We start from the raw sequence: 14,155 nt of genomic DNA, 5'->3' as shown, positions 1-14,155 counted from the left end.
TCCGGTGTCGAACGCGGCTCGAACTTGATCGGCGTTTTCGCAGTTCAGCGGACACGTAGGCGGCCTCCGTCTGATCCTGTGCTCCGTCACAGAGTGGATCAGCGCGAAGGCCGTGGCCGTGAGTTTGGTGCATCAGAGCGTCCTGCGGGATGCGTTCGCGGAAGTGTCACACTTCCGGTCGGAGCTGTACGCGTGCCTGACCGTGCGGGGCGACGCGCTATTCGAGTTATGCGACGCGCTGCTGTGCACGGACGGGCCGGTACGAACGCTGGTCGATCTCGCGCTCGCCCCCGAGCACCGCCGTGGGCACGGAGCCCTGTACGGCGGACTCAACCAGGGCCGGATCGACGTGGCCCGGCTGCGCCGGGCCCTGGCTGGGGTGCCGTTGCCACGGGCGGCGGACGGTCGGCTCGTGCTGGCGGTGGATGTCTCGCCGTGGCTGCGACCGGACGCCAACACGTGTGCTGACCGGGCCTTTTGCCATACCTTCGGGCGGGGTGAGGGCAAGCATCAGATGGTGCCCGGCTGGCCGTACTCGGTGGTGGCCGCGCTGGAGACCGGCCGCACGTCCTGGACGGCGGTGCTGGACGCGGTCCGCCTGGAGCCCGGCGCCGACGTCGCCGCGGTGACCACCGTGCAGATCCGTGAGGTCATCGAGCGACTTGTCGCCGCGGACCAGTGGCGGCCGGGTGACCCGGAGGTACTGGTCGTGCTGGACGCCGGATACGACGCCCCGCGCATCGCCCACCTGCTGGGTGACCTGCCCGTCGAGATCCTCGGCCGGCTCCGTTCAGACCGGGTGATGCGGCGTCCGACACCCTCCCGCGAAGAGTTCCACCTGGCCAACCCCAAGGGTGGCCGGCCGCCCAAGCACGGCGGCGAGTTCGTCTTCGGCGACTCCGCAACCTGGGGCACCGAGCAGGCCGTGACGGTCACGGACACTCGGCTCTACGGGAAGGCGACCGCGCAGGCATGGGACCGGCTGCACCCGCGGCTGACCCGCCGGGCCGCATGGTTCGACCACGACGGGCCGCTGCCCATCATCGAGGGCACCGTCATCCGCCTGGTCGTTCAGAAGCTGCCCAGCGGCGGGGTCAACAAGCCGGTCTGGCTGTGGTGGTCGCGCACCGGCGCAACAGCGGCGGACATCGACCGCTCCTGGCAGTCGTTCTTGCGTCGCTTCGACGTGGAACACACATTCCGCCTGTTCAAGCAGACTCTCGGCTGGACCAAGCCCCGGCTTCGCAGCTCGGAAGCGGCCGACCGGTGGACCTGGCTCGTGATCGCTGCCTATGCCCAGCTCCGACTCGCCCGACCTCTGGCCACCGACCTCCGCAGGCCCTGGGAGAAGCCGACCGAGCCGAACAGGCTCACGCCGGCCCGCGTCCGCAGAGGGTTCAGAAACCTGCACGCGAAGACCGGTTCCCCAGCCGGTGCACCGAAACCGTCCCGCCCCGGCCCAGGCAGGCCGCCAGGCTCGAAGAACCGGCTACCGGCCACCCGTCACGATGTCGGGCGGGTCCTCGCCACCGGCGAGGCGTTCAGCCGTCCCGCCCACCACAAAGTCGGCACCAAGCCCCGCCGCGGCGCCTGAAGCTCCGCCCGCCTGAACCGTCAGGAAGCCGACGAGGTTGGATGGCTTCATGGTGAGACGAAAGCGGGAGAAGAAGAGGCGACCTCCCTTCGGCATGCCGAAGGGCATCGTCCTGCTCGCGACGCCGGAAGGCTGGCGCCACAGTGTCCTCACCGTGGAAGGCGGGATGCTCTGCGGGCGCCTCGCCGACGTTCCGGTCAACGCCGGCCCAGCCGAGGCACAGGCCGCCGCGGCGGCCATGGTTGTAGGACTCGCACACGACTTCCACGAAGAACGCGTCGACGTGATCTGGGATCCGCCCCGGGAGCCCGGGTCCTGGACCGCCCAGGTCACCGTTGCCGCGACCCCACCGAACACCTGTGGTTAAACGACAAGTTGAGAGCCTGTCTTTGAACCCCGGCGGCCCGGTACACGTCGGCCGCCCCGCCTCTCACCCCAGCACCCTCCCCGTCCCGGAGGCACCCACCCATGCCCGCATCCTTACTGCCCCCTGCCCAGATCGCCGTCACCATCGCCCTGGCCGGCTGGATGCTCACCCGCTTCTTCACCAACGTCCCCGGCCGCTGGATGCGGTGGGCCATGTTCTGCCGCGCGAACTTCACCATCGCCACCCTCGCCGGCACCAAGGACGGCCGCACCGAACCGGTCAACGTCTACGCCTACCTGTCGCCCGGCAGCTTCGTCCTCGGCCCGCCCCAGCTGCAGGCGATCCTCATCTACCTGACCCGCAGCGGCCGTTACGACCGCATCGACGGACACGGCCGCCTGCTGGACGCCGACGGCGAGCGCCCCCTCACGGTGGAGGACAGCCATGTGGTTCGTTGACGCGCTCGCCTCCGGCTTCCAGAGCCCCACCGACCCCGCACGGCTCCAACTCTTCCGCATCGTCTACGGCAGCGTGCTCACCGCCCGCTTCGCCCTGGCCTTCGGCCAGGGCGGATGGGACCGGCTGAACCCCGGCTCCCTCAGCCTGCTCACCGCCGAGAGCCGGTTCGGCACCCGCAGGGCCGGCCTCCTGGCCGCCGTCTACCGGCCCGCCCTGATCCTGCGCACCGGTGCCGCCCTGTGCCTCGCGGCCGGTCTCGCCCCCCGCATCATGCTGGTCCTCGTCCTGGCCGGCGCCGCCATGGAACTCGCCTACCTCAAAAGCCCCAACGCCGTCCGGTTCACGCTGCTCACCGGAGGCTGCCTCCTCGTCGCCGGCGACCTCGGCCACGGCCTGACCATCGAACACGGCGCCACCGCGGCCAACACCTGGGCACAGTGCCTCCTGGTGCTGATCACCACCGACATCTTCTTTCCGCTGTTCAGATCTGTCTCACGCGAGTTTTGTGTGATTCAGTCTCGATGCATCGGGGCAGTCCTGCTAGGCAGATGAGTGGCAGCTGATCCCCTAACCGCGTAGACGATTCGGGACCGGCGCGGCCTCGAACATGCAGTGGCGGCTAATGCCTCTGGTGTTGAAATCTCCACCTTCACGGTCGTGTTCGAGCAGTGGAGTACTGCAAACAAGGCGTCTGCCCTGCTTACATAGCGCCAAGGGCCAAAGCGGGCAAGGCGATCGGTCCGCCTGCTAGCACGGCGATAGCACCCAAGAAGACCAGTGCGCCTTCTGAACCGCCGCGATGTGTATCCATATAGAGGTTAAACATGGTTCCTGCCGTTAGGCCTGCAAGGGCCTGTATTTGCATGAGTCCAATAACGCTCTTTAGGAATTTTTCGTCACTTTCGTTGAGGTCGGCCACAGAATCCGAGGAGGGGGACGCGACGCACACTGGGCTTCCGCCATCACCGTCATCGCCATCGTCATCTTCTTCGCGCTCCTCGCGAGAGCGTGAGTCCTCTTTATTCTCGCGTTGGGCATGCTTCTTTTGGGTCTGGTTCATCTTATTTCGCTTCTCGCGCATTTCCAGAATTTTCTGCATGGCCTGGATCGCCTGCTTTCCCGCTCGGGCGTCGCCCCCTGGAAGATAGGACGTGCCGGCCATGAGGGCATAAACAAGAATGGCTAGTCGTTCAACGGAATCCCAGGAGAGGCCGCTGGGGTCCACTCGATTCACGGGGTCATTTCCGCAGTAAACGTACCAGGAAGTGACGTCTCCGATCGGATCCTTACTTGTCCATCGCCCTGGACTTGGGTCGTAGCTCCTGCGGCCCAAGAGTACGAGTTCGGTCAGGGGGTCATACAGTCCTCCCGCGAAGCCAAAGGGCTGGAATCCAGGATTGGTATCACTCAAAATCTCGCCCCACGGACTGTACTCGATTTGCTGGGAAATTTCGCCGGTGTCAGTGTCTATAATCGCCCGAGGGCTCCCCAGGTGGTCACTGGCGACAAAATAAGACCTGTCTCCCTTTTTTATGTATGTTGGAGTATCACTCCTGTCGTTATACACGAAGCGGGCCACTACCTTGCTTTCGCTGTCGAGTTCGGCAACGGGCCGCAGGAGGCCGTCGTACAGGTAGGCGCTACTGACCTTCCCGTTCAAGGATCGGGCAATGCGGCGCCCCAGTGCATCGATCGAGTAGTCGACGTTTTGGCCGTCAGGCAGCTCAACACGGATTAGCCTCCCCAGTGGGTCATACCGGTAGCGAATCTTGCTGTGCCCGTCTTCGGTAGCTGTTTCAAGGTCCCCTTCGGGCGTATAGGTGAATTCCTTCTTCCCCAGCGTCAATAGTTGGCCTTGCTCGTTGTACTTCGCAGTCGTCACGCCAACGTGCGACTGGACGCGTGTGCGGTTGCCGCCGTTGTCGTAGGAGTAGCTCGCGGTCACTCCATCGATGGACGTCGAGGACAGGCGCCCCAATTCGTCATACGTGTATACGCACTCCTTCGCGTTTCCAGCGATAGTTTCGCGCTGGCTTTCTACCCTTCCAAAAAGGTCACGAGTGTAGGATGTGACGCAGATATCCCCACCGTCATTGGCGACGCGGTGTTCGATTGGCTCGCCAAACTCGTTATATCGCCAAGACTCATCTATCTGGCCGATTTTGCTTCCACTGCAAAGGCCCGTGGCTGAGTCGTAGCTGATAGTTTGCTCCCCTACCGAAGCCGTTCGGTCGTCGTCGTCGTACGTGATGCCAACCGGCGCTTCTGTGTTTACCTTCTGAGAGGTTGGCAGTAGACGATTACCGTAGGCGTGCTGCACTGACCCGTTGAATAAGCCGCCCCACGTCTCTCCGGTACATAGGGGGCCATCGTAGGTGTAGGTGAGGGTATTTCCGTCAGGGGTGGTGGCCGTGGCCAGGCGTCGGGACCCGTCGAGGTATGTGTATTTGTTCACGTGGTCTGAACTGCGAATTTTATTTAGTCGACCCGCTTCATCGTAGAGTAGTTCAGTGACGTTACCTCCCGCCCGAATGATTCCCTTGAGAATTCGATCGGCGTCATAGGTGTAGTGTGTGGACTCCGCGTCGCTGGCATGTGGGGGTCGGTAGGTAGACAGGTCGCCGGTCGCATGATATTCGAAGGAATGGGGTGGGCGGCCGGATGGGGTGATCGAAATAATCTTCCCCGTTGGGTCATACTCAATAAGAGTGCTGCTGCCGTTGCGGGCGGTGATAGTTTCCGGGCGTCCAGCCGCATTATAAGAGAGCGATGTCGTCCTTCCGGCGGGATCCGTTATTTCGGCAAGATCCCCCCGGGGCGAGTAGCTGCATTGCCAGGTCCGCTTGTGAGGACCCGCGCCCTGGCTCAGGGAGTCGAGACGCCCTCGTTCGTCATAGCGGGCCGCTAGCGCGGCGAGTGACCCTGTCTGGGCCGTGAGGATCCGGTTAACGGGATCGGTGGTGATCCGAGAAATGAGGCCCCCAGGGCTGGTGTGTGTCCAAGTGCGGGTGGAGGCGTCGAATTGGGTGGTGTACTGGCGATTGTCGATGGTGGTTCGGTTGTTTTCTCGGGTAAGGCTGAGAGGGTTGTCGTCCTGGGCGAGGTCGGCAGTGCGTTCCTTCGTCTTCTTCTGTCGTATTCCGTCAGGAGTTGTCAGCGTGGCCTCGGTCGTCAGGGGGGTTTGCATACCCCAACGAGGATCGGGCCCCTGGACGCGCGTGTAGGTGGTTCCGTCAGGGGAAGTGTCGGTTTGAGTTCCGTCGGTGGCAACGGTACTGACGGCTTCATGTTCACCACAGCAACGAACGGTGCGGCGAACGGTCCCGTCAGTCTGCTGCCGTTCGGAATACGTGGATTCGCGGCCTTCGGTGGTGAGGGCAGTTGCGGTGTGGCCGTTGGCATCGCGTTTAGCAGCAAGAGCCGTGCGCACCCCTCCGGGGGCGGTGTCCACTGACAGCCTGCCGTCAGGTTCGTAACTGTAGGTGTGTCGGTGGCCGAGTGGGTCTGTGCGTGTAGCTAGTAGACCGCCTGGGTGATAGGTGAGTTGGGTGATGGCATTGCTCGGGTCGATGAGCCTGTCGAGGTAGCCGTCTGGGTGCAGGGGCAATTGGGTTTGGTGCCCGTCGGGCCCGGTGATTGCTGTCGGTTGACCGTTCGCGTCGCGGGTGATGGTGACGGTGTTGCTCTCCGCAGGGTCGCCGTGCACCACGGTCGCAAGGCGGTCGTTGTCGTCGTAGTGGAAGGTGGTCAGTGCGGCGCCGGTGTAGGCGTTGAGGGTGTGGGTGTGGCGTCGTCGGGGGTCGAAGACGTATACCTGCTGTCCGTCGTCGGATGGGATGGCGATCGCACCCGCGGTGAATCCCGGGTATGGGGAGGCGATCTTTCGGATGCGGCAGGTACCGGCGCCGCTGATGTAGAGAGAGCCGTCGGGGGCGAGGGCTAGGTATTCGGGATCGCTGAGCTGGGCGTTGGTGGCGCGTTGGCCGTCGCCGGCGGATCCGCTTTGTCCGTTGCCGGCGATGGTGGTGATGATGCCGTCAGGGCGGATGGCGCGGAGGGTCGCGCGGGTTCGGTGATCGGTGTAGAAGGTTCCGTCTGGGGTGCGGACCAGGGCCCTGGCCTCGAGTGTGGCTTTGGTTGCGGGGCCTCCGTCTCCGTAGTCGCCTGGCCAGGTGCCGGCGAAGGTGGTGACGGTGCCGTCTGGGGTGATCCTGCGGATGCGGCTTTGGCGGAAGTCGGCGACGTAGAAGCTGCCGTCGGGGCTGAAGACCATGCCGTGGGCGTCGAGCTTGGTCTCGGTTGCGGGCACGTTGTCGCGGAAAGCGTCTCCGTCCCCCGCGAACACGGAGAGCTGGCCATCGGGGGTGATGCGCAAGACGCGGCGGCCGGTTTCGGATACGTAGAGGCTGCCGTCGGGGCCGAGGGCAAGGTCGTACAGGGGCTGGTTGGTGATGCCGTTCAGGTCTGCGAGCGTGGTGATGATCCCGTCCGGTGCGACCGCTCGCACGCGGCGTTCGGCGAGGACGTAGAGGGTCCCGTCAGGGGCGAGGGCTAGGCCTCCGGGCTGGATCAAGCGTGCGGCGGTGGCGGGGCCTCCGTCTCCCAGGTCACGTGCGGGTGCGCCCGCGAAGTTGGTGACTATGCCGTCGGGGGTGATGCAGCGCACCCGGTTGTTTGCCGTGTCGGAGAAGTAGAGGCTTCCGTCGGCGGCTACGGCCATGCCGCGTACAAGGGAACCGATGAGGGCTTCGCTGGCCGGGCCTCCGTCGCCGTCATGGCCTGCTTGTCCGGTGCCTGAGATGGTGGTGATGACAGGGCTGAAAGGTTCGGCTTGGCGTTGGCGGCCGTTGCCGAGATAGAGGGTCTGGGTGAGCGGGTCGTAGGTGTGGTGCAGGTTGAGTGACCAGCCGCCGAGACCGGCTTCACGGGGCGCTGTCCAGGCGCCGACGATCGTGGTGTAGCTCTGTGTCAAAGTGATCTCTTTGCGGGTGGCGTCGGTGATGGGCCGGCGCCTGCTGCTGCCTCCGCTAGGTTTGCCGGATCCGGCGATGAGCCCAAAGGAACGCTCGAAGTCCGCTGGTGTCGTGTAGACGGCTTTGTAGACGTACCCGATGGTGATGGTGACTGGGCGGGCACCTTGTACAGGGCGCCCGGCCGCGTCTTTGCCGTCCCAGATGAAGGTGTGGACGAGAGACGGTCCCGGTGGATAGGTGGAGCGGAACTGGCGGCCTTCAACCTTGACGGTCAGTTCAACGCGTCGCAGCGGCTTGGGTGGTGACTCGGGCGTAAGGGGAATGCGCAGTCGGTAGGCCGGTGTGAAGCCTTCGGTGCGAGCGCTGCTGTAGCAGAGACTTAGGCCGGTACCGACGAGTGGGAGTCGTTCCTGGAGTACTTGGTTGTCAACGTCGAGGATTGAGCCTTTGAGGTTGCAGCCGTCTTTGGTTAGGGGTTCGGGCTTCGCATTAGGTTGGGACGGGAATTCCGCGCCCGGCTGTTCGGGCTGAGCAGGCCAGTTGCAGTCTTGAGGACAGAAATGAGCTAGCGGGGTGCGCCAGAGCTGCTGTCCTGGCGGGTACGTGGCGGCGAGGTGGGCACGTTCCTCTTCAGTGATGCCGAGTGCGCCCACTGCATCTGCGGGGTCGGGCTGTCCGTCCCCAGTGACGTCGAGGTCGGCTGTGGTGCCAGTCGTCGCGAGCAGGGTTATGACCCGGCCGTCGGGTTCGGCGGTCCACTGCCCGGTGTGGAGGTCATAACTGCCCAGAGGGACCGGGCCGCCAGGAGGAAACCCAAGGAAGTTCTCCACGTACAACACGACGGGCTGACTGAAGTGGAGAGAGCGGGCGCCAGCTTGGGCGGCCTCGTCGGCCCGGCATGCCACGGCGTAGGTGTAAGCGGAGGCCGGCGGGAGGTCAGCGGGCATCGCGGCGGGTCCGCCGTCGCCAACGGTGTACTCGGTGATGCGGATGTGGGCCTGCTCCAGCCGTCGGCTCGTGCCGTCGGGCAGTTCCATCGTTGCCGTGGTGGCAGCGGGAATGAACAAGGTGGCCCGTCGGGTGCCGTCGTGGTCGGTGATAGTGCTTGCCCGGATGAGCTGTGCGGGGCTGGCGACCGTCAGGTCGACGGCGCTGACAGCGGAGTCAGGCTGGATGAGGGCGACATCGGGCAGTGACAGGTAGTCCTGCCATGGCACAGTCACGGGGCGCTGGGCCCGGAGACACCCCTCCTTGGCGTAGTTGAGGGTCAGTTGGGTGCCGCCGTTGACAACTAGGTCGTAGTGGCCGTCGGCGCGGCTGAGGGTCTGGCCGTACTCCGGGTGGCCAGCCACGGTCACGGCAACGCCAGGGAGTTGGGACCCAGCGGGGGTAGTGACGCGGCCGCGTAGTACCGCGACCCGGTAGGACTCAAAGGTGTCGGGGTCGGTGCCGGTCTGGATGGGGTTGGGACTGGTGTACAGAAAGGCGGTGGCCTGGGCCAAGGGCGTGATCGTGGTTGTGGGCAGAGGAGGCGCCACGTGGGCGGGGTCCGGCGGAAGCTTGCCGGACACGATGAGTTGCACCGAGGAGCTCGCGTTGTCGGCGGCGTCGCGGGTGGTCAGCGACAGGGTGTCGCCTGGCACGGCGGGCAAGATGGCGGCAAAAGCGCCTTCCGTATCGGAGTCGGCCCGGGTCTGTTCTCGGGTACGGGTGTTGACGATGTCGACGCGGGCTGAGGGCTCGATCGCCGCGGCGGCGCCGCGCAGATGTGCGGTGGTGGCGTCGTCATCGAGGACGACGGTGATGAGCGTCAGATCCGGCGGTGCGGGGGAGGAGGTGTCCAGGATTACGGAGAGCTCACGGCGGGTCTGTGCGCCGGTGGCTTTCGCGATGCCTTTTAGGACTAGCGAGTTGTTGCCCTCTGTGAGGGTGACCTGCGTGGTGAATCGGTTGTCGCCGTCCAGTGCGAGGGGCTGATCGTTCAGCTCCAGTAGGCAGGATTCACTGGCGCGGCCGGTGAGGGGCAACTGCGATTGGTTCGTGACCCGGCCGGGCGCGGGGGTGTCGATGGACAAGGTGAGCGGTGCAGCAGCGGTGCGCAGGCGAACGCAAAAGCTGGGGCCAACGTTGCGCCGGTCCCGCCGGCGTCCTGCCGCGCGCGGTTCATCCAACAGTCGACGGCTGTCACGTTCGGCAGTGAAGTAGACATCTGCACTGCCCGGCTCATGATGTACGCCAGGCACTGGAGTGCGACCCATCGCGCTGGCGGAATAGTTGATGCGAAAAGATCCCTCGACATCCGTGGTGCCCCGTCCCAGCACGTCGTCCTGGGCCATGTCGACGTCGAAGGCTGTTACTTGAACCCCAGCAAGCGGGGCGATCCCGTCTCGGGCACTCAGCCGGCCCACGATGACGTAGGCGCCCAGGTGCTGACGTATCTCGGCCCATGCGGCAGTAGGGAGGGCGTACTGCCAGATGCATTCCCTCGCCGAAGTGGTGTTAGAGGGCTGCCATATAGGGGTGAAAGTCAGCAGCGTACATTCTGTGGCCGTGGGCTTCTTCCCCGTATCCTCCGGCAAGATCGCCCGCAACCCAACCTCAAGAGGGCCACCATCATAGATGGCTTCTCCGGGCAAATCGATGCTGAAGCGGCCGTCGTCGTCGAGGACTTCAGAAGCCAGCAGCCGGGCCTGCCGAACCCGAACTTGCTCCTTTGGCAGCAGGGCGAACTGCACCTGGACGTCCTGGGTCGGAGTGAACAGCTGGACCGTGGAACCCGCCAGCGGCTCACGGCAGTCGGCCCCCACCAAGGCGTCGATCTTCCCCGTCAGCCGGTAGCTCATGGCGGCTCTCCCTCCCGAGCGAGGCAGTCGCTACCCAGCTCGTGCTCGCAGGCTCCCGTCCCGCCAGCTTGAACACAACGCGTCGAATGACGTATTCGACAGTTCCCATGCTGACCAATCGCCACATGCGCACGGTCATCTGCCCCATGCGACATGCTGAATAGTCGTTCTTTCCGCTGTTGAAATCTGTCTCATGAGATGTGTGGTTCAGTCTTGGTGCATTGCAGAGGTGCGAGAGAGGTGAGCCGATGGGCGCTTCTCACCGGCCTTCGATGAGGGGTGAGCGTGGATCTTGCTTTTGTGCAGTCCGGGCTGCTGGAGAGGTTCCTGGATGCTGATGTGATCTCCGCGGAGGAGGTCGCTGCTCTGCTGAAGCGGCGGGGGGTGCTCGACGGAACGCCGGTGTTCCTCGACGAGGAGACACAGATGCCGGTGCCGCCGCTATGCGAGTACGGCCGGTACCTGTCGACGGCGTTGTTGGACGAGACCACGCTGAAGGACTACGGGCGGGCGGTCGGTCGCCTGGATGACCACCTGGCGGGCCTGGGCAGCGATGTGCTGTCGGCGGCGGAGTCGGATCTAGTGTCGTACCGCGATCAGCGGACCCGGTGGCAGAAGAAGCCGATCGGTGCTTCGGCGTGGGGCAAGGAGTCGTTCGTCCAGGACGACCTCTATGGCTTTCTCGTCAACAGGGGGCTCTTGTCGCGCCGTCCGGCGAGGGTGGCGGCGCGGGGCCGCAACGCACTGGCCCCGCGGGTCCGATCCGGCATGGACATCCGGCATCTCACCTTCGAGCAGTACCGGTACCTCCGGGACGTGGGGTTGGGCGGCCAGCTGCCCAACTCGCAGGTGGATCCGACCTTCCGCGGGTGGTCACCGCTGCGCGGTCGGGCCGGATCCGATATTGCTCTTGGGTCAGGGACACGGTGGCGGGAATGGTCGACAGTGCTGCTTCCTGAGATCGGGCTTTGGCCCGGAATGCCGGGCGGGGCAGCCGAGTTCACGGTCCAGGCTTGCGCCAAGTACGGCAAAGCTCGGCCCGTCTATATCCCCGAGGACGCCGTCGCCTCCGCTGACCTGTTCTGCCTGCTGGAGCGTCCGGACATCGTCCGCCGGGCAGCGCGGACCCTGGAGCGCAAGGCACACGACCTGTTCGTGGTGGGAGAAATCGACGTGGCCGGCGGGCGGGTGGCATCCTCCGCCCGAGGATGCAGCCTCGGCCGATGCGGTGGCCCGTCGGCAGCTGTGAGCACTGCGGATGCTGGGGGATCACCGGCCGCTTGTGCTCTGGCTGCCGCAGCTGGGGCCGCTCCGACTTCGGGCTCCACTGTCCGCCCGGCCAGTGCGACCGGTGCCGGCGTTCGCCACTGCCGGTGTCGACTGAGTACGGACTCTGCCGGGGATGCTTGATCCATGTCCGTGAAAACGGGACGGAGGACCGGCCGGACTTCACCCAGCTGCAGGTCGCCCTCAGTGGCCGGCTGGCCCGCCAACTCCGCAACCTGAAAGGAACGTTGGGGTATTCACCCGTCGGGCATGCCACGCGGTCCCGTGAGCTGGAACGGCAACGACGCAGGCGCCCCCGCCCTCCGTTCTCGGACCACCTGGTCGCCCCGGATCAGCTGATCCTTTTCGATATGGACAGGGACTGGAGCCGGGTGGCGCGTCTCACGGCCGATGAGCTGCCCTCCCTGACCCCGGAGTCCGAGCGGATCGCGGCCGAGTTCACTCGTGTCTCGCGACGGCAAAGCCGCCTGATCGCCCCGGACCCTCACAGACATAGGGCATCCCTGCGTGCCCTGCGGATCGTCCTGGCATGGCTCGGCGCCGCGGCCCCCTTCCACGAGCGTGACCTGCGAACCCTGGCCACCCTCGATCGCAATATCAGCGGGCAGCGAGTCATCTGGTTCCTGGCCGAACGCGGACTGCTGGAGCCCGATCCCGCCCGGCAGATCGACCGCGACGCCCGGGCCGTCGAGAAGATCATCGACCAGTTCCCGGATCCGATGAGGGACGAGCTCCATGCCTGGATCAAGGTGTTGAAGGGAGAGGGTAGGCGGGAGCACCCTCCACTGTCGTCCCACCGCATCCGGGTGCATCTGCGGGTCGCCCAGCCCGTCCTGGAAGAGTGGGCTGAACACACGAACACCTTGAGATCCATCACCATCAAGGAGTTCAAGAAGGTCCTCGACACCAGGAAACCGGGAGCAGCGCGGGCCGTTCACCAGGCTCTTCGCAGCCTCTTCCAGGGCCTCAGGCAGGAGCGTGTGATCTTCCGGGACCCGACCCGGGGCGTCACCCTGCCCGGCGTAGTCACCCTGCCGGCGTCGGTGCCGAGCGACCGTCTCGCCGGACTGATGGAGCAGGCCCGGACTCCCCAGCACCGGCTGCTGCTGGCTTTGGTCGCCATCCACGCGGTCACACCGACGCAGGCCGCACAGCTTCACCTCGCCGACGTCGATCTCACCCGTGGCGAACTCATCATCAGGCACCGATATCACCGCCGGTCCGTCTATCTCGACCCGTTCACCGTCGAGCTCCTCACCGACTGGCTCCGCGAACGACAGCAGACCTGGCCCACTTCCGCCAACCCGCACCTGTTGGTCACCAGCCAGACCGCCCTGGACATCGCCCAGCCACCCGTCAGCGACGGGCTCCTGCAGCATGTCTTCGAGAAGATCGGGATTCCCGCCCGGACCCTTTGGCAGGACCGAGTCCTGCACGAAGCCCAACTGACCAGCGACCCGGTGCACTTGATGCGGCTGTTCGGCATCGCGGCCGAGACGGCGATGCAGTACGTCCGGGCCGCCTATCCCGAGAAGACAGGGCGACCTACCGCGAGGTGAGGGGTGTTGTGGGTCGAGCGGGCCAGACGCCCCTCGTCGTGGGTATGCATCCGGAGCTGCCGAGGGATGGCTGTGAACGTGAATTGGGGCTCTGGACCGTTTTTTGTGGAGCTGCGCGACATCGGGCTTGTCGAGCGGCGCCGGGCCGATACGGCGCAGGTACAGCGCCTCCTACGGAACCGTACGGAGGTGCTCGTGGCCTGCTCCACAGGAAGTGGGCCAAAGCCCGATCTCGGACAGCAGATGTTCACCAGCTCGGGAGGTGGAAGCCCCAAGCACGCAGAATGTTGCCCAGTGCTTGCTGTCGGTCCGGCCTCGGTGCAGGGCAATTTGTGGGCGCTGAGATGTTCGTGACCCTCTAGTGCGGAGGTATCGGGCCGAGCTGGTGCGCGGAGGCGGTGGAGCGATGCCGGTGGCTTGGATGTCAGCCGGGATCGCTTCGGGAGGCGTCGGGGTGGGCGGGGTGCTCGGGTGGTTGCTGGGCGAGGACGTCGTGGAGAGGAAGAGCGCCGTTCAAAGTGCTGCGGGAGAGCGCGTGTTGGACGCACTGGCTGGGGTTGGCCAGGGTGAGGCTGCCGCCGGCGTGGTGGATGGCCTGGCGGATGCCGAGGAGGGTGAAAAGGCTGGCAGCGTCGCATTCGGTGACTGCGGCCAGGTCCATGGTCAGGTGACGGCTTCCCTCGGACAGCACCTGTGAGGTGAGTTCGCACAGGGCCGGGGTGCTGCGGGTGTCGAGCTCGCCGTCCAGGGTCAGGGTCATGAAGTAGCTGGGAAGGGCGGGGGTGCGTGTCAGGGGCATGCCCAGGTCCTTGGCCGCTGGTTGGCATCGGGGCGGGTGTCGTCCGGTGCGATGGGGCGCCGGACCCTGTGTATGCGCATGACGGGTTCCCTGCGGGGCATTCTGGTGCCAGTCTCGTAGAGGTGGCCGCGCGTGCAGGCGCGGCGGCGGGCGTCGGCGGGGGGGGGGGGGGGGGGCCCCCCCCCCCCCCCCACCCCCCCCCCCCCCCCCCCCTTTTCTTCCCCAACCCGGGTCTGCCAGGTCACCCTTTGTTCCTACCAGGAACCCCAAAGCC

Annotated in this window: 8 protein-coding genes; 6 read left to right on the top strand and 2 right to left on the bottom strand. The window is 65.5% G+C overall.

The genetic code is table 11. The features are described 5' to 3' along the window. Positions 1-118: 118 nt before the first annotated feature. The 4 genes from ACFVDP_RS27760 to ACFVDP_RS27745 all read left to right on the top strand — a co-directional run bounded on the left by ACFVDP_RS27760 (position 119) and on the right by ACFVDP_RS27745 (position 2,972). Positions 119-1,594 carry an NF041680 family putative transposase gene (locus ACFVDP_RS27760; RefSeq protein WP_383495131.1) on the top strand — a complete coding sequence of 492 codons (1,476 nt, stop codon included), beginning with the start codon at positions 119-121 and terminating at the stop codon, positions 1,592-1,594. Between the two features lie 49 nt (positions 1,595-1,643). Then, positions 1,644-1,961: a hypothetical protein gene (locus tag ACFVDP_RS27755; RefSeq protein ID WP_383495128.1), complete on the top strand. Its 318-nt coding sequence runs from the start codon at positions 1,644-1,646 to the stop codon at positions 1,959-1,961. Positions 1,962-2,062: 101 nt separating this feature from the next. Beyond that, entirely contained in the window at positions 2,063-2,419 is a 357-nt protein-coding gene (locus ACFVDP_RS27750) for a hypothetical protein (protein WP_383495125.1), read from the top strand. Then, entirely contained in the window at positions 2,406-2,972 is a 567-nt protein-coding gene (locus ACFVDP_RS27745; protein WP_383495123.1) for a hypothetical protein, read from the top strand. Before ACFVDP_RS27750 ends, ACFVDP_RS27745 begins: the two co-directional genes overlap by 14 nt. Before the next feature lie 148 nt (positions 2,973-3,120). Here the strand turns inward: ACFVDP_RS27745 and ACFVDP_RS27740 are convergent, their stop codons facing one another. Continuing rightward, positions 3,121-10,236: an RHS repeat-associated core domain-containing protein gene (locus ACFVDP_RS27740; protein ID WP_383495119.1), complete on the bottom strand. Its 7,116-nt coding sequence runs from the start codon at positions 10,234-10,236 to the stop codon at positions 3,121-3,123. Positions 10,237-10,521: 285 nt separating this feature from the next. Between ACFVDP_RS27740 and ACFVDP_RS27735 the strand changes: the two genes are divergently transcribed. Further along, entirely contained in the window at positions 10,522-11,646 is a 1,125-nt protein-coding gene (locus tag ACFVDP_RS27735) for a hypothetical protein (protein ID WP_383495116.1), read from the top strand. Then, a complete protein-coding gene (locus ACFVDP_RS27730) occupies positions 11,610-13,082 on the top strand; it encodes a hypothetical protein (RefSeq protein ID WP_383495113.1) in 1,473 nt (490 codons plus the stop codon). Before ACFVDP_RS27735 ends, ACFVDP_RS27730 begins: the two co-directional genes overlap by 37 nt. Before the next feature lie 424 nt (positions 13,083-13,506). Here ACFVDP_RS27730 and ACFVDP_RS27725 read toward each other — a convergent pair whose 3' ends face one another. Next, positions 13,507-13,881 (bottom strand): STAS domain-containing protein, encoded by a 375-nt coding sequence (locus tag ACFVDP_RS27725; protein ID WP_383495110.1) that lies wholly within the window; start codon positions 13,879-13,881, stop codon positions 13,507-13,509. Positions 13,882-14,155: the final 274 nt, after the last annotated feature.

It is taken from the genome of Streptomyces sp. NPDC057694 (assembly GCF_042799415.1).
Taxonomy (GTDB): domain Bacteria; phylum Actinomycetota; class Actinomycetes; order Streptomycetales; family Streptomycetaceae; genus Streptomyces.
Note: the sequence above shows the minus strand (reverse complement) of the source record. Positions and strands in the feature narration are given on the sequence as shown.